Origin of the sequence: Variovorax sp. V35 (assembly GCF_041154465.1) — a bacterium.
In the GTDB taxonomy this organism is placed as follows: domain Bacteria; phylum Pseudomonadota; class Gammaproteobacteria; order Burkholderiales; family Burkholderiaceae_C; genus Variovorax; species Variovorax boronicumulans.
In genome coordinates, this window is the sequence record NZ_AP028666.1 from 1,174,683 (window position 1) to 1,190,621 (window position 15,939).

Annotated in this window: 16 protein-coding genes; 8 read left to right on the forward strand and 8 right to left on the reverse strand. The window is 66.2% G+C overall.

The annotated features are described in order from the left end of the window. Positions 1–100 precede the first annotated feature (100 nt). From gspK to gspG, 5 genes are read right to left on the reverse strand one after another with little or no spacing between them, the layout of a single operon-like run. The gene (gspK, locus tag ACAM42_RS05340; protein ID WP_369631331.1) at positions 101–1,138 is read right to left on the reverse strand and encodes a type II secretion system minor pseudopilin GspK; all 1,038 of its coding nucleotides are present in this window, start codon (positions 1,136–1,138) and stop codon (positions 101–103) included. Continuing rightward, complete coding sequence (locus tag ACAM42_RS05345) at positions 1,135–1,815, reverse strand: type II secretion system protein J (RefSeq protein WP_062472621.1); 681 nt, start codon at positions 1,813–1,815, stop codon at positions 1,135–1,137. The genes gspK and ACAM42_RS05345 overlap by 4 nt, the downstream gene beginning before the upstream one ends. Continuing rightward, positions 1,815–2,195, reverse strand: a complete 381-nt coding sequence (gspI, locus tag ACAM42_RS05350; protein WP_307638382.1) for a type II secretion system minor pseudopilin GspI — start codon at positions 2,193–2,195, stop codon at positions 1,815–1,817. The genes ACAM42_RS05345 and gspI overlap by 1 nt, the downstream gene beginning before the upstream one ends. Further along, positions 2,192–2,698, reverse strand: coding sequence for a prepilin-type N-terminal cleavage/methylation domain-containing protein (locus ACAM42_RS05355; protein WP_070060010.1), 507 nt, complete (start codon positions 2,696–2,698; stop codon positions 2,192–2,194). Before ACAM42_RS05355 ends, gspI begins: the two co-directional genes overlap by 4 nt. Further along, positions 2,673–3,113 (reverse strand): type II secretion system major pseudopilin GspG, encoded by a 441-nt coding sequence (gspG, locus tag ACAM42_RS05360; RefSeq protein ID WP_369631332.1) that lies wholly within the window; start codon positions 3,111–3,113, stop codon positions 2,673–2,675. The genes ACAM42_RS05355 and gspG overlap by 26 nt, the downstream gene beginning before the upstream one ends. Positions 3,114–3,163: 50 nt before the next feature. Here gspG and ACAM42_RS05365 point away from each other — a divergent pair, with 50 nt between their 5' ends. Then, a complete protein-coding gene (locus ACAM42_RS05365; protein ID WP_159278465.1) occupies positions 3,164–3,796 on the forward strand; it encodes a type II secretion system protein N in 633 nt (210 codons plus the stop codon). A gap of 37 nt (positions 3,797–3,833) precedes the next feature. Here ACAM42_RS05365 and ilvA read toward each other — a convergent pair whose 3' ends face one another. Continuing rightward, complete coding sequence (ilvA, locus tag ACAM42_RS05370) at positions 3,834–5,411, reverse strand: threonine ammonia-lyase, biosynthetic (RefSeq protein WP_095743712.1); 1,578 nt, start codon at positions 5,409–5,411, stop codon at positions 3,834–3,836. 61 nt (positions 5,412–5,472) lie between these two features. Between ilvA and ACAM42_RS05375 the strand changes: the two genes are divergently transcribed. After that, positions 5,473–6,603 carry a hypothetical protein gene (locus ACAM42_RS05375; protein ID WP_369631333.1) on the forward strand — a complete coding sequence of 377 codons (1,131 nt, stop codon included), beginning with the start codon at positions 5,473–5,475 and terminating at the stop codon, positions 6,601–6,603. A gap of 94 nt (positions 6,604–6,697) precedes the next feature. Here ACAM42_RS05375 and ACAM42_RS05380 read toward each other — a convergent pair whose 3' ends face one another. Then, the gene (locus ACAM42_RS05380) at positions 6,698–7,978 is read right to left on the reverse strand and encodes a porin (protein ID WP_369632724.1); all 1,281 of its coding nucleotides are present in this window, start codon (positions 7,976–7,978) and stop codon (positions 6,698–6,700) included. Positions 7,979–8,249: 271 nt separating this feature from the next. Here ACAM42_RS05380 and ACAM42_RS05385 point away from each other — a divergent pair, with 271 nt between their 5' ends. Then, the gene (locus ACAM42_RS05385; protein WP_369632725.1) at positions 8,250–8,699 is read left to right on the forward strand and encodes an OsmC family protein; all 450 of its coding nucleotides are present in this window, start codon (positions 8,250–8,252) and stop codon (positions 8,697–8,699) included. A gap of 28 nt (positions 8,700–8,727) precedes the next feature. Here the strand turns inward: ACAM42_RS05385 and coq7 are convergent, their stop codons facing one another. Further along, positions 8,728–9,357, reverse strand: coding sequence for a 2-polyprenyl-3-methyl-6-methoxy-1,4-benzoquinone monooxygenase (gene coq7 / locus ACAM42_RS05390; RefSeq protein ID WP_369631334.1), 630 nt, complete (start codon positions 9,355–9,357; stop codon positions 8,728–8,730). A gap of 282 nt (positions 9,358–9,639) precedes the next feature. On the opposite strand from coq7, the gene ACAM42_RS05395 reads away from it, so the two are divergent. The 5 genes from ACAM42_RS05395 (at position 9,640) to ACAM42_RS05415 (ending at position 15,932) form a co-directional block, all read left to right on the forward strand. Then, positions 9,640–10,863 (forward strand): porin, encoded by a 1,224-nt coding sequence (locus ACAM42_RS05395; protein WP_070094987.1) that lies wholly within the window; start codon positions 9,640–9,642, stop codon positions 10,861–10,863. A 184-nt stretch (positions 10,864–11,047) separates the two neighbouring features. Then, positions 11,048–12,028: an ABC transporter permease gene (locus ACAM42_RS05400; RefSeq protein ID WP_056573001.1), complete on the forward strand. Its 981-nt coding sequence runs from the start codon at positions 11,048–11,050 to the stop codon at positions 12,026–12,028. A gap of 1 nt (position 12,029) precedes the next feature. Continuing rightward, entirely contained in the window at positions 12,030–13,304 is a 1,275-nt protein-coding gene (locus tag ACAM42_RS05405) for a M20 aminoacylase family protein (RefSeq protein WP_369631335.1), read from the forward strand. Between the two features lie 31 nt (positions 13,305–13,335). Continuing rightward, complete coding sequence (locus ACAM42_RS05410) at positions 13,336–14,916, forward strand: ABC transporter substrate-binding protein (protein WP_062472636.1); 1,581 nt, start codon at positions 13,336–13,338, stop codon at positions 14,914–14,916. Positions 14,917–15,020: 104 nt separating this feature from the next. Further along, positions 15,021–15,932, forward strand: a complete 912-nt coding sequence (locus ACAM42_RS05415; protein ID WP_095948286.1) for an ABC transporter permease — start codon at positions 15,021–15,023, stop codon at positions 15,930–15,932. The last annotated feature ends 7 nt before the right edge of the window (positions 15,933–15,939 follow it).

Sequence of the window (15,939 nt, forward strand, 5' to 3'; positions counted from 1 at the left end):
AGGAGGGTGGCTTACAAGTTGTTGCTATTGTTTGAATAGCATATCTTGCAGAGACTACGTGCGTTTGACGGTGTTTTGATCAGAGAAAAGCAAACCGGCCTCAGGGTTTTGCCGGGGGCAGGGTGGCGCCCGCGCCACGGGTGCGCCAGACGGTGGTCACGGCCAGGCCCTTGCGGAAGAGCAGCGAGTGTTCCTCGACCCAGGTGCGGTCCAGCCGCAGCCGGCCGTACACCTCGAAATACTGGGTGCCCACACCGTGCTGGGCCGCATTGAAGCGCGAGCCGCCGCTGGGCAGGCCGGCATTGGCTTCCTCGATGTTCTTGAAGAAGGAGCGGGTGCGCCGCTCCACCAGCTGGCGCGCGCTGGCGATGCCCAGCGATTCGACGCTCGCGCTGATGGCCTCGGCGCTGGCCGTGTTGAGGTTGAGCGTGGTGCGCTCCGGCAGGATCGTCACGTAGGGTTCGAGCGCGGCGGCGGTGGCGGGCGAGAGGCCGAGCCAGACCAGTTGCGCGACTTCCTGCGGCATCAGCGGGGCGGCGCCGGTGTCGGCGCTGGCATCGCTGCTGCCGCCACCGCCGCTACCGCCTGAGGCGGCGTCGGTGCTGCCGGTGTGCAGCGCGCTCGCGAGCCGCGCGGTCATCTGGGTCAGCTCGCCCGCCGGCAGGCCCAGCAGGTTGAAGAGGCGCGTGAAGGTCGCGACGCTGGCCGGCACCGGCTTGCCGGCGTCCACCAGCGACAGCACGTTGAGCTTGGACTGCGCGTCGACGATGCGGCCCGACAGGAAGGCGTCGGGCAGGCCTTCGAGGTTGTCGCTCGCCACGTTCTTCTCGGCCGACAGGAAGCTGGTGAGGCGAGCCTCTTCGAGCGGCACGGCCCACGGCTCGCCGAGGTGGTCGGGGCCGCCGGCGCGGCCGTCTTCGCCGAGGATCAGGCGCGACCAGTCGAGCGCGCCGATCAGCACCCAGGCTGCCTGCACGCGCGCGCGCTCGGCGCCCTCGACCTCGGCCGAGCGCCATTGCTGCCAGAGCGCGGCGGCGGAAAAGGTGGCGACCAGCATCACGGTCAGCATGGCGGCGAGCAGCGCGGCGCCGCGCTGGCGGCGCGTGCTTGCCACGCGATGGCGTTGCGGCGCGGTCATGAGCGCGGCCCCCCGAGCGTCGGCCGCACCCAGTCGCGGGTGAGCGTGCCCGAGAGCCCGTCGCCGGGCGGCAGGGTCAGCACCAGCCGCACGCCGTCGGGCATGGCGATGAGCGCGCCGGCCGGGTTGGACGGGTTCGCCGCCGCCACGGGCAGCGGTTCCGCCGGCACCCAGGCGTTGTTGCGGAAGTACGCGAGCTGCCAGCTGTTGACCGGCATCAGCGCCACATCGGTGGCGCCGCCGGTGGGCGCGGCGCCATCCTGCGCCCACGCCGCCGCGAGGTTCCAGGCCTGCACCCATTCGCCGCGCGTGGCGAAAGGCGCCGACTGCCAGCGCCGCCAGCGCGTGCCGTCGGCGCCGGGGCGCAGCGTCCAAGCAACGACCTGCACGGTCGGCGTGCTGGTGTCGCTGCCGCGACGCGTCATGCGCAGCACGCGGCCGTCCCAGTCGATCGGGCGGGTCTGCGCGAGCAGGGTGATGGCGTCGAGGTCGGCGCTCCACTGCGCGAGCGTGGCCTGCAGCGTGAGCACCGCGTCGGCGCGCAGCTGGTTCTGCGTGGTGGCGCGCGACATGCTGTCCAGGCCGCGCCAGCTCACGAGCGCGAGCAGCGCCATCACCGCGATGGCGACCAGCAGCTCGATCAACGTGAAGCCGCGTGCGCGCGAAGGCTTCGTCATCAGACGCGCCCCACCACGGTCGACACGCGCAGCAGCGGTGCGCTGCCTTCGTCGCGCACCTGCACGTCGACGCGCCGGAAATTCGGGTTGAGCGTGGGCACCGTCGTGGTCGTCACCAGGAAGGTGAGACCGGCCTGCAGGCAGATGGAGCCCGAGTCGCCGACGGCCGGCATCTGCCGCGACAGGCGCGCCTTGGCGAGTTCGTTTTCGGCGCACAGGCCGGCCAGCACGAGGTCGGACTGGCGCTGCGCATTGCGCGTGAGCGACATCGTGGCCTGCGAGCCGGCCGCCAGCGCGAGCGCGACGATGCCCAGCGCGATCAGCACCTCGACCAGCGTGAAGCCGTGGCTGGAGCCGGCGCGCCGCAGCCGTTGTCTCATGGCACGGCGAACACGGTGAAGGGCCGCAGCCCGTCGGTGGCGACGCGCAGCACGCGCGCGGGCGGGCCGTCGCTGTGCAGCATGACCTGCTGCGCCGGAATGATGGGGTCGGGCCCGAGCTGCAGCGCCGCCACCGGGGTGTCGCCGCCCAGCATGGGCTGGGCCGTGATGCCTGCGTGGGTCCAGCCGGTGGGCAGCGCGTCGGCCGGCAGGCCGTCGAAGACGAAGCCGCCGCCTTCGACAAGGCGCCAGCGCACCATGACGCCGCTGGCGCGCGACTGGGCACGGGCCGATTCGAGCAGGGCGGCGAGGCGGTCGGCCTCGCGGTCGAGCGCGGCGGCGTTGGTGTCGCGCATCGCGAAGCTCACGCTGGCGGTCGCGATGGCGATGATCGCGATCACCACGATCAGCTCCAGCAGCGTGAAGCCACGCGCTGCGCGAGGCGGTGGCAGCACCACGCGGCCGGGGGCGATGCGCTTACTGCCAGCTGCCGATGTCGGCATTCTTGCCCTCGCCGCCGCTCTGTCCGTCGGCGCCGAAGGAGAGCACGTCGATTTCGCCCTTGATGCCGGGGTTCATGTACTGGTACGGATGGCCCCAGGGGTCGTTGGGCAGCTTCTCGACGTAGGGCTTCCAGTTGGGCGCGGCCGGGCCCGCGGTGGGGCGGGTCAGCAGCGACTGCAGGCCCTGCTCGGCGGTCGGGTAGCGCTGGTTGTCGAGGCGGTAGAGCTTGAGCGCCTGCATCAGGTTGTTGATGTCGGTGCGGGCGGCGGTGACGCGGGCGTCGTCGGCGCGCTCGATCACGTTCGGCACGATCAGCGCAGCGAGCACGCCGATGATGACAAGCACCACCATGAGTTCGATCAGCGTGAAGCCGCGTTGTGCGGTGCGGTAGACGGAACGAAGGAGTTTGTTCATAGCTTGCGGGGACATGAGGCGGTAAGCGCGGTGCATGATAATCCGCGGCCATGACAAGTCCTTACTCCGCAGCCCGCTGGCATGCCCCACTTGCAACGACGGGGCTTTGGGCGTTGGCCGCGGGCGCCGCGGTGTTCTGGGCGCTGCGGCTGGCCTCGCCGGCCGACGCCGTGGCTGCGGCGGCCACGATGCCGCGCGCACCGGTCGCGGCCGATGCCGAGGCGGTGGCCCGGTTGCTGGGCGTGGTCACGGTGACGTCGAACGCGCCCGTGGCGCCGGAGGCCGCGAGCCGCTTCGCGCTGTCGGGCGTGGTGGCGGACCCGTCGAACCAGGGCGCGGCGCTGATCTCGATCGACGGCAAGCCGCCGCGGCCGTTCCGCGTCGGCTCGAAGGTCGGCGAGAGCTATGTGCTGCAGTCGGTGGGCGTGCGCGCGGCGACGCTCGGTGCCCAGCGCGACGGGCCCGCGGCGTTCACGCTGCAGCTGCCGGTGCGTGCGCCGCTGAGCATGGGGCTTCCGACGCCGCCTGCTGGTCTGCCGTCGGTGTCGCCGGCTGTGCCTGCCGGCCCGTTGCCGGCCACGATGCCGGCAGTGGTGATGCCGCCGCAGCAGCAGTTGCAACCTGCCGCCACGGCGGGCGCCGCGATGGAGCCACCGCCGCAGGCGCAGACCCCTGCGCAGTAAGCGCAGCGGTCGCTTTCTTTCTCTTTTCTTCTTTTCTTCAGGCCTGAAGGAACAGGCGGTAGGCCGGGTTGGCCGTTTCCTCGACGCAGGGATAGCCCAGCGTTTCGAGGAAGCTGTCGAAGGCCGCCGACTCTTCGGCCGGCACCTGCAGGCCCACGAGGATGCGCCCGTAGTCGGCGCCCTGGTTGCGGTAGTGGAACAGGCTGATGTTCCAGTTCGGCCGCATCAGGCTCAGGAACTTGAGCAGCGCACCGGGACGCTCGGGGAACACGAAACGCAGCAGGCGCTCGTCGTGCGCCAGCCCCGTGCGGCCGCCCACCAGGTGGCGCAAGTGCTCCTTGGCGAGCTCGTCGTGCGTGAGGTCGAGCGCGTCGAAGCCGTGTTCGATGAAGACCTTCGCGATGGTGGCCGACTCGCCGCGCGCCGAGGTCGTGAGGCCGACGAACACGTGGGCCTTGGCGGCATCGCTGATGCGGTAGTTGAACTCGGTCACGTTGCGCGGCGCGCCGCCGGCCGGCAGCTGGCTGATGAGTTCGCAAAAGCGACGGAAGCTGCCGCGCTCTTCGGGGATGGTCACGGCGAACAGCGCCTCGCGTTCCTCGCCGACCTCGGCCCGCTCGGCCACAAAGCGCAGCCGGTCGAAGTTCATGTTGGCGCCGCACAAAATCGCCGCGTAGGTCTCGCCTTGCCGGCCATGCTCGGCCGCATACTGCTTGATCGCCGCCACGGCCAGCGCGCCGGCCGGCTCGACGATGCTGCGCGTGTCGACGAACACGTCCTTGATGGCGGCGCACACGGCGTCGGTGTCGACCGAGATGTAGCCGTCGACCAGGTTCTGCGCGATGCGGAAGGTTTCCTCGCCGACCAGCTTGACGGCCGTGCCGTCGGAGAACAGGCCGACGTCGGGCAGGTTCACGCGCTGGTGTGCGGCGACCGATTGCATCATCGCGTCGGAGTCGTTCATCTGGACGCCGATCACCTTGATCTCGGGCCGCACGGCCTTGATGTAATTGGCCACGCCGGAGATCAAACCACCGCCGCCGATCGCCACGAACACCGCATCGAGCGGGCCCTGGTGCTGGCGCAGGATCTCCATCGCGATGGTGCCCTGGCCCGCGATGACGTCGGGATCGTCGAAGGGATGGACGAAGGTCAGGTTCTGCTGCGTCTGCAATTCGAGCGCATGCAGGTAGGCATCGGAATAGCTGTCGCCATGCAGCACGATCTCGCCGCCGAAACCACGCACTGCATCGATCTTCAATTGCGGCGTGGTCACGGGCATCACGATCACTGCGCGCGTGCCGAGCTTGCGCGCGCCGAGCGCAACGCCTTGCGCGTGATTGCCGGCCGATGCGCAAATCACACCGCTCGCCAATTGCGCTTTGCTCAGGTGCGCCATCTTGTTATAGGCACCGCGCAGTTTGAAACTGAATACGGGTTGCTGGTCCTCGCGCTTGAGCAACACGGTATTGCCAAGTCGCTCGCTGAGCGCGCGCGCTTTCTCCAACGCAGACTCGACGGCCACGTCGTAGACCCGCGCATTGAGGATTTTTCTGAGATAGTCGGCGGGCGTTAACGCCGCAGTAACAGGTGCATTGCGCAAGATCTTTTCCAGGGAGTTTTCATTTGCTAACCATCAATCATAAGAGGCATCGGTATTGCATGCGGGGAATGGCATGGACACAAATGTCATAAACCTATTCCGCAAGGCTCCTGCTGCAAATGATTCCGGTTTTTTTGCGCGCACCTATCCCGCGATTCATACGCCCGCTAATTCACTAACAGTTGGGCAGAATTTGTTATCAGTTTCTGTCAGTGACCTTTCGAAGGGACTGATGCAGGCCGAGGCCGCGCGCGTGCAACGCGGCGAAATCGGACGGCCCACATGGCAGGTCATGGGCAACAGATTGCGTGCGCACATCGTTCCGTTGCTGGGCGATGTGCCGGTGGCTGTGTTCGCGACCGCAGACGTGCAGCGCCTGATCGATCACCTCGGCGAACAAGGCTTCACCAGCACGACGATCGCGCAATACCTCGTGTTGCTGCGCAAGGTGGTCATGCATGGCGTGCACGTCGGTGCGTTGCGCGAGGCCCCCGTGTTCCCGAAGGTCAAGGTGCGCAGCCAGCCGCGCGGCAGCTTCAGCGTGGCGGAGTACCGTGCGCTGATTGCGGCGGCGCGCAGCTTGCGCGGCCATTCGCACCCGGTGCTGGATCGGCTGACGGCCGGCGAACGTTTCTGGATCGCACGCGAATTGCTCGTCATGCCCGACGAGCTGCCGTGGCTGATCCGCTGGATGGTCAACACCTTCGTGCGTCCCAGCGACATCAAGCTCATGAAGCACAAGCACATCGAGGTGGTGCGAGGCAAGCACGTCTACCTGCGGATGAACCTGCCGGAGACCAAGCGGCACAGCCAGCCCATCGTGAGCCTGCGACCTGCCGTTCGTGTCTATGAATGCCTGGTCGCGTACCGCGAGACCCATGGTTTCGGCGGGGCGGAAGACTACATCTTCATGCCGCACCTGAAGAACCGCGAGCACGCGCTGGCGGTTCTCAATTTCTTCTTTCACTGGGTGCTCGAAAAGACCGGTCTCGAGAGAGGGCCGCTGGGTCAGTCGAGGACGCTGTACTGCTTGCGCCATACGGCCATCACGTTGCGGCTCTTGTATGGACAGGGGATCGACATGCTGACGCTGGCGCGCAATGCACGAACGAGTGTCAACATGGTCGAGCGTTTCTACGCATCGGTGCTGAGCGGAGAAATGAATGTGGGGCTGCTGCAGAGCAGGCGTGGCCGGATGAATTGAGGAAGGACAAAAAGCCGCCCGGCTTGAACCGGGCGGCTTGAGCGTTTGCAGATTCAAACTGGCGTGGGCCAGCATGTGAATCAACAGCGAACGATCAGAAGGCGTGACGGATGCCGAAGTCGTAGCCCGTCGAGGTCTTCGGCGTGAAGCCGTTGCCGGTGCCTTGGAAGCTCGGGCCGCCGACGGTCAGCGAAGCACCGTTCTTGTTGCTCACGCGAGCAACGGTGGCGTACAGGGCCGTGCGCTTCGACAGGTTGTGCACGTAGCCGATGGCCAGCTTGTTGGCCTTCTTGTCGGCGGGCAGCACTTCCCACGGGTTGCGGGCAACCAGGTTTTCGTCGTACTTGACGCTCGAGTACGAAGCGCGGATCAGGCCAGCACCGACCGGCACGGTCACGCCCAGCAGGTAGCCGGTCAGGTCGATGTCCGGACGGCCGCCGAGGTACGGTTCGACTTCGTAGTCGATCTTGTTCTTGGCGCGCGACAGTTCACCGAACAGCTTCACGGGGCCGAAGTCGTACGAAGCGCCCAGGTTCAGCGTGTTGACCTTGGTGGTCGTGCCGACGTAGAACTGGTCACCCACGGTGCTGCTGCCATAGGCCAGCGCAACGTCCAGCGGGCCGTTGGCGTAGCCGAAGCGACCGCCGACATAGCGACCGGTGCGCGATACGTTTTCCGCGAGGGGCGTTGCGGTGCCGGGGCTGTACTTGGTCTTCTCGTGGAAGCCGTACATCACCTGGCCGTAGAAGCCGCCCAGGTTCGGCGGCAGGAAGTAGCCGATGCTGTTGCCGGCGCGAACATAGTTGCTGCCACCAGCATCGGGGAGCTGCGGTACGTTCTTGAGGGCGTCGGGGAGCTTCTTGCCGTCGGCATAGCCGGTGAAGCCGCCGAATGCGCCATTGGCTGTGTTGACCAGGTTGGAGCCGACGCCATTGGTGCCGAACGGGTCGAACACGGTGTCGTTCCAGAACGTCGGGGTGTAGTCGCGGCCGAGGCGGACTTCACCGAACCCGCCCGACAGGCTCACGGTCGAGCGGCGCGTGAATGTCGAGACGCCCGTCTGGCCGTCGTCGTTGCTGATCGGGGCCTCGAGCCAGAAGCTGGCGGCCAGGCCACCACCGAGGTCTTCCGTGCCACGGAAGCCCAGGCGGCTGGAGTTGTAGCCCGAGTGAGCCAGTTCGCGGCGGCTTGCCTTGATGCTGCCGCGGTTCAGGTAGAACGGGTTGTAGATGGGGAAGCCCAGCCTGTCGTACGTGACGCCATTGCCCAGGTCCCGCGAGGTGGACGAGTAGCCGCTGATCGACGCGTCGACCACACCAAACAGCGTGACGGACGACTGAGCCGAGGCAACACCGGCAACAGCCAGGGCAGCCAGAGCAGCTGCCCTTTCGCAGTGGACGGCTAGAGTGGCGCGGCCATCGGGGGCACAAAGAAAAAAGCCCCGAGTCTTGCGACTCGGGGCTAAATCCACCAATTGGAAGGGTGGAGGAGACAACTGGGTGCGCACCATGAAGTGCGCAGCAATGAAATAGAGTATACCCACCCTTTGTTGCGATGCAACAAGCAGGCGATGCTTTTCCCACACACAAGTTGATGTTTGGTGCGCATTTTTCCGCACGAATTCATCCCAATTGGAGCTGAACACCATGGAATGCACAGTAAGTTGGACCGGTGACGCAGGCACCCGATCGGCCATGGGCTTCGTGGCCGAGACCGGCAGCGGCCATGTCCTGATGATGGATGGCGCTCCGGACGCGGCCAAGTCCGAGAACGGCGGCCAGAACCTGGCGGCACGCCCGATGGAAACCGTGCTCGCGGGCACGGGCGGTTGCACCGCCTACGACGTGGTGCTCATATTGAAGAGGGGGCGCCATCGCGTCGAGCGCTGCAGCGTCAAGCTGACCAGCGAGCGCGCCGAGAAGGACCCCAAGGTCTTCACGAAGATCCACATGCACTTCACCGTGGCGGGCAAGGGCATTCCGGCCATCGCCGTGGAGCGGGCGATCGCTCTCAGCCACGAAACCTATTGCTCCGCCAGCATCATGTTGGCGAAGACGGCGGAAATCACGACCAGCTTCGATCTGATCGAGACCTGAAAACCCCGTTGGATGGCGACCGAAGGCCCTAGATTCGGTGGGCGACGGTCGTCATGACCCGCGATGCCAGGCGCATCAGGGCCTTGGCCGGGGCCGGCAGTTCCGTTGCGCCCGCGTCGACGGCCTGCGTGGCATGGCGGGCTTCGTCAACCTTCATCTGCTCGACCACGGCGCGGGACGCGTGATCGGTCGGCGGCAGCCGGTCCAGGTGGCTTTCAAGGTGCGCTTCCACCTGCCGTTCGGTTTCGGCGACAAAGCCGAGGCTCAGGGGATCGCCCAGGCGTCCGGCAATCAGGCCAAGACCGAAGGCGCCTGCATACCAGAGTGGATTCAGGAGGGACGGGCGGGCGCCCAGGTCGTCCAGCCGCTGCCGGGTCCAGGCCAGGTGATCGGTTTCTTCATGCGCGGCTTCCAGGAAGTGCGCGCGCAACGCCGGGTCCCGCGCCACGGCGGCCTGGGCGGTGTACAGCGCCTGTGCACAGACTTCGCCGACATGATTCACGCGCATCAGCGCACCGGCCTCGCGGCGCTCCGATTCGCTCAATTCACCTTGCGGCTGGATCGCGGACGGAAGCGCCCGGGTGGCGTGAGATCGGGCAAAAAGCGTGCGCAAAGCCGCATCGGCGGCTGTCAGGGCGGGGTCGAGCAGAGCGGTCATGGGTCTATTTGAACGCACCTGTCCGGCGATGCAAGGACAGCAGATTTCGTTTCATATCGTGGCAAAACCACCCGTCTAAGTCCTTTGTTGCACGACTGCAACGAAACACACGGGGCTTCCAAGATTTAGGGCGATTTGTTTTGCCCTGCCGCAGCGGCTCTGGTGCAATAGCATCAACTTCCCAAAAGGAGGTTGGCCCGGGGTCCGGTGGGAGCACAAAAGTGCCAGTCACGGTGAGCCCTTCGCACCGGAGCCCTATGTTTAACCTTGGAGAAACTTGCAATGAAAAAATCTCTAGTTGCTCTGGCTGCCCTGGCTGTTGCCGGTGTTGCCTCGGCTCAGTCGTCCGTCACGCTGTTTGGTGTGGTCGACGCGTCGATCAGCGGCTACTCGTCCACCTCGCGTGACCTGAACGGCGCCACCTTCCTGAACCCGTTCTACCTGAACCGTGGCAGCGTCAAGGTCAGCCGCACGGCTCTGGCTAACTCGGGTTACAACTCCAGCCGTCTGGGCTTCCGTGGTACGGAAGACCTGGGTGGTGGCCTGGCAGCCAGCTTCTGGCTCGAAGCCCCGATCACCAACGACGACGGCGCAACTGGCGTTTCGACGTTCGCTCGTCGCTCGACCGTGAGCCTGTCGGGTGGTTTCGGTGAAGTCCGCCTCGGCCGTGACTACACCCCGACGTTCTGGAACGACACCGTGTTCGATCCGTTCGGCACCAACGGCGTTGGCACCAACCTGATCTCGACGGCCAGCGGTTTCAACACCACCGGCGGTTCGGGTGGCTTTGGTGGCAACCCGAACTACGTTCGCGCCAGCAACACCATCGGCTACTTCCTGCCCCCGAACCTTGGCGGCTTCTACGGCCAAGTGCAGTACGGCTTCCACGAGAAGGACAAGTTCAGCCCTGGTACCGCTACGCCTAACGTCGCGAACAACTCGCGCACCGGTCGTTACGTCGGTGGCCGCTTCGGCTACGCCAACGGTCCTCTGGACGTTGCGCTGGCCTATGGCAGCAGCACCTCGGGTGACCAGTTCTACGCTGGCGTGACCAACAAGGTCAACACGCTGAACCTGGGCGCTTCGTACGACTTCGGTCCCGTGAAGCTGTTCGGTGAAGTGTCGCGCGTCAAGAACAAGGTCGACTACGAAGTCACCCCCTTCGTCGGCGCTACGCCTGACACCGACCTGACCGGCTACCTGCTCGGCGTGACCGTGCCCGTCGGTGCTGGCCTGATCCGCGCTTCGTACTCGAGCGTCAAGTACGACCTGAACCAGCCGCAAGTGCTGTTCCAGCCGCGTATCGCTGACCCGAAGGCTAACAAGCTGGCTATCGGCTACGTGCACAACCTGTCGAAGCGCACGGCTCTGTACGCTACCGTTGCTCGCGTGAGCAACAAGAACGGTGCAGCCCTGACCGTTGGCGGCCCGGCCTTCATCAACAGCGGTGTCTTCACCCCGAAGAACTCGACCGGCTACGACTTCGGCATCCGTCACGCTTTCTAATTTGATGCTGGCGCAAGCCAGCTTCGAATCGAAAGACTGAAAGCCACCCGGCGCAAGCCGGGTGGCTTTTTCTTTTGGCGCGCGCCTGTTCTCACTCGTAAAAATTGCGCCTCCACCCCCGGGGAACCCCCGTGCGGGCACGCTGCTTGCACTGCTAGCATGCCGCGATCACTCTTGTTGCTGAATGACTGCCTTTGTACTGCGCCGCCTGATCCAGGCCGTGATCGTGATGATCGCGGTTGCGTTCATTGCCTTCCTCCTCTTTCAATATGTCGGCGACCCGGTCGTGTTCCTGCTGGGGCAGGATGCCAAGCCCGACCAGATCCGTGAAATGCGCGCCGCATTGGGGCTCGACCGACCCTTCTTCGTGCAGTTCTGGCACTTCCTCGTCAACGCCGCGCAAGGCGAATTCGGACTGAGCCTGCGCCAGGGCGCCAAGGTGTCGCGCCTGATCGGCGAGCGCTTCCCGGCCACGCTCGAACTCGCGCTCGTGGCCGCGGCCCTGGCGCTGTTCGTCGGCATTCCGATGGGCGTGTACACCGCCCTGCGCCGTGGCACCTTCATGAGCCAGGTGTTCATGACGGTCTCGCTGCTCGGCGTGTCGCTGCCCACCTTCCTCATCGGCATCCTGCTGATCCTCGTCTTCGCCGTGACGCTGGGCTGGTTCCCGAGCTTCGGGCGCGGCGACACGGTGCAGTTCGGCTGGTGGACCAGCGGCCTGTTCAAGGCCGACGGCTGGCACCACATCATCCTGCCGGCGGTGACGCTGGCGATCTTCCAGCTCACGCTGATCATGCGGCTGGTGCGCGCCGAGATGCTCGAGGTGCTGCGCACCGACTACATCAAGTTCGCGCGCGCACGGGGCCTGTCGAACCGCGCGATCCATTTCGGCCACGCGCTCAAGAACACGCTGGTGCCGGTCATGACCATCACCGGCCTGCAGCTCGGTGGCCTGATCGCCTTTGCCATCATCACGGAGTCGGTGTTCCAGTGGCCCGGCATGGGGCTGCTCTTCATCCAGGCCGTGACCTTCGCGGACATTCCGGTGATGGCCGCCTACCTGTGCCTGATCGCGCTGATCTTCGTGGTGATCAACCTCGTGGTCGACCTGCTGTACTTCGTGGTCGATCCCCGGCTGCGCGTGGGCAAGGCGGGAGGCCATTGAGGTGAGTGTCGCAACCGCTGCCGCAACGCCGCGCCTGCAGGCCTCCGGCCGGGCCTTCGCGCACATCGCCAGCTTCTACCCCGAGATCACGGCCTTTCGCCGCGACCTGCACGCCCATCCCGAGCTCGGCTTCGAAGAGGTCTACACGGCGGGCCGCGTGCGCGAAGCGCTGCGTGCTTGCGGCGTGGACGAGATCCACGAGGGCATCGGCAAGACCGGTGTCGTCGGCGTCATCCGCGGCAAGTCGACGGCCAGCGGCCGCATGATCGGCCTGCGCGCCGACATGGACGCGCTGCCCATGCGCGAGGACAACGACTTCGGCTGGCGCTCCGCCAACGACGGCCTGATGCACGGCTGCGGCCACGACGGCCACACCGCCATGCTCGTCGGCGCCGCGCGCTACCTGGCCGAGACACGCGACTTCGACGGCACCGCCGTGCTGATCTTCCAGCCCGGCGAAGAAGGCCTTGCCGGTGCGCGCGTGATGATCGAAGACGGCCTGTTCGACCGCTTCCCGGTGAACGCCGTCTACGCCATGCACAACTGGCCCGCGATGCCGGCCGGCACCGTCGGCATCAACCGCGGCGCGATGATGGCCGCGGCCGATCGCGTGACGATCGAGATCAAGGGCAAGGGCGGCCATGGCGCGCATGCCTACCAGACCATCGATCCCGTCGTGGTGGCCGCGCACATCATCACCGCGGCGCAGACCATCGTGTCGCGCAGCGTGCGTCCCATCGACGCGGCCGTCGTCAGCATCTGCGCCGTGCAGGCCGGCGACCTCGGCGCCATGAGCGTGATCCCGGGCGAGGCCACGCTGGTCGGCACCGTGCGCACCTTCAGCGCGCGCGTGCAGGCGCAGGTCGAGCAGCGCCTGGGCGAGCTGTGCACGGCCATTGCCACCGGCTTTGGCGCGACCGCGACGATCAAGTACGAACGCATCTACCCGGCCACGATCAACACCGCGCCCGAAGCGATGTTCGCGGCCGACGTGGCGCAGGCGCTGGTCGGCGCGAAGAACGTCGACCGCAATCTGGAACCCAGCATGGGCGCCGAAGATTTCTCTTTCATGCTGCAGAAGAAGGCCGGTGCCTATCTGCGCATCGGCCAGGACGCCCGCAGCGGCGCCTTCCTGCACAACAGCCGCTACGACTTCAACGACGAGATCCTGCCGCTGGGCGCCGCACTGCATGCGGGCCTGATCGAGCAGGGCATGCCGCTGGCTGCTACCCGCAGCCTGCAGCCAGGGAAAGCCGCCGCCACCGCGGCGCCGTGATGTGTTCGATTTCAACCCGAGGAGTGTTCCCATGAGTTTCAAGAAGCAAGCGGCTGCGGTCGCTGTCCTGTGCGCTCTGAGCGCCGTCAGCATGGTCGCCAGCGCGCAGACCATCCGCATCGCGAACCAGGGCGACGCCCTGTCGCTCGACCCGCACTCGCTCAACGAGTCGCTGCAACTGAGCGTCACCGCCAACGTCTATGAAACTCTCGTGGGCCGCAACAAGGACCTGAGCCTGGCGCCGCTGCTGGCCACGAGCTGGAAGCAGACCTCGCCGAACGTGTGGCGCTTCGAACTGCGCAAGGGCGTGGTGTTCCATGACGGCACGCCGTTCAGCGCCGACGACGTGGTGTTCAGCTTCGCGCGTGCGCAGGGCGACGGCTCCGACATGAAGGCCACGCTCAGCGAGATCAAGGCCGTGCGCAAGGTCGGCGACCTCGCCGTCGAAATCGAAACCAACGGCCCCTTCCCGATCCTGCCCGACGTGATCTCGCTCACCATGATCATGAGCAAGAAGTGGTGCGAGGAAAACCAGGCCACCAAGCCCGTCGACCGCCGCAAGGGCATCGAGAACACCGCCTCGTTCAAGGCCAACGGCACCGGCCCGTTCCGCGTGCGCGAGCGCCAGCCCAACGTGCGCACCGTGTTCACGCGCAACGGCACCTACTGGGGCAAGATCGACGGCAACGCGCAGGAGATCGTGTTCACGCCCATCGCCAACCCCGCCACGCGCGTGGCCGCGCTGGTCTCCGGCGAAGTCGATGTGATGGAGCCCGTGCCCGTGCAGGACATCGCGCGCATCAACGCCGCGCCCAACGCCCGCGTCATCACCGGCCCCGAGATGCGCACCATCTTCCTGGGCATGGACCAGAAGCGCGACGAGCTGCAGTACTCGAACGTGAAGGGCAAGAACCCGTTCAAGGACAAGCGCGTGCGCCAGGCCTTCTACCAGGCCATCGACATCGCCGGCATCCAGCGCACCGTGATGCGCGGCGCCTCCAAGCCCACCGCGCTGCTCGTCGGCCCGGGCATCAATGGCTGGACCGCCGACCAGGACAAGCGCTTGCCCTTCGACGTCGATGCCGCCAAGAAGCTGCTGACCGAAGCCGGCTACCCCAACGGCTTCGAAGTCTCGATGAACTGCCCGAACGACCGCTACGTTAACGACGGCCAGATTTGCCAGAGCGTGGCCGCCAACCTGGCCAAGATCGGCGTCAAGATCAACCTCGTGGCCGAGACCAAGGGCACCTACTTCCCGAAGATCCTGCGCCGCGACACCAGCTTCTACATGCTGGGCTGGACCCCGACCACCTACGACTCGCACAACGCGCTGAGCTCGCTCACCTCGTGCCCCGACGACAAGGGCACGGGCCAGTTCAACCTGGGCGCCTACTGCAATCCGAAGCTGGATGAGCTGACCAAGAAGATCCAGTCCGAGTCGGACAAGGCCAAGCGCAACGAGATGATCAAGGAAGCCTTCAAGGTCCACACCGACGACATCGGCCACCTGCCGCTGCATCAGCAGTCGCTGGCCTGGGGCGTGAGCAAGAAGGTCGAGCTGGTGCAACTGGCCGACAACTTCATGTACTTCAAGTGGATGAGCATCAAGTAAGTCGACCGTGGGCCGCTGCCTGAGCGGCCCGACCATGGGCCCGCTTCTTGCGGGCCCATTCTTTTTTGCCTCACGATGAAAAATAACCCCCACGCGGCCCGGCGATGAAAAAAACCCTTGCTCGCTGGCTCGACAGCGATGTCGGCTACAGCTTCCGCACCTCGCCGGTGGCGATCGCCGCCGCCGTCATTGCGCTGGTGTGCGTCTTCTGTTCGGTGTTCGCCGGATGGGTGTCGCCGCACAACCCCTTCGACCTCGCCACCCTCGAACTCGGCGACGCCCGCCTGCCGCCGGCGTGGAGCGCCGAAGGCTCCACCAAATACATCCTCGGCACCGACGACCAGGGCCGCGACATTCTTTCGGCCGTGATCTACGGCGCCCGCATCTCGCTGATCGTCGGCGTGGTGTCGGTGGTGCTGTCGGTCGTCGTCGGCGTGGTGCTCGGCCTGCTGGCCGGCTTCTTCGGCGGCTGGCTCGACTCCTTCCTCATGCGCGTGTGCGACGTGATGCTGTCGTTCCCGCCCATCCTCGTCGCGCTGCTCATCGCCGGCGTCGGCCGCGCGCTCTTTCCGGGCGCGCACGAATCGCTGGCCTTCGGCGTGCTGATCATCTCGATCTCGCTCACGGGCTGGGTGCAGTACGCGCGCACCGTGCGCGGCTCCACGCTGGTGGAGCGCAACAAGGAGTACGTGCAGGCCGCGCGCGTCACCGGCGTGGCGCCGCTGCGCATCATGCTGCGCCACGTGCTGCCCAACGTGATGGGGCCGGTGATGGTGCTGGCCACCATCCAGGTCGCGACCGCGATCATCACCGAGGCCACGCTCTCGTTCCTGGGCGTCGGCGTGCCGCCGACCTCGCCTTCGCTGGGCACGCTCATCAGCATCGGCAACCAGTACCTGTTCTCGGGTGAATGGTGGATCACGGTGTTCCCGGGGCTGATGCTGGTGCTCATCGCACTCAGCGTGAACCTGCTCGGCGACTGGCTGCGCGACGCGCTCAATCCGCGCTTGCGCTGAACAGAAA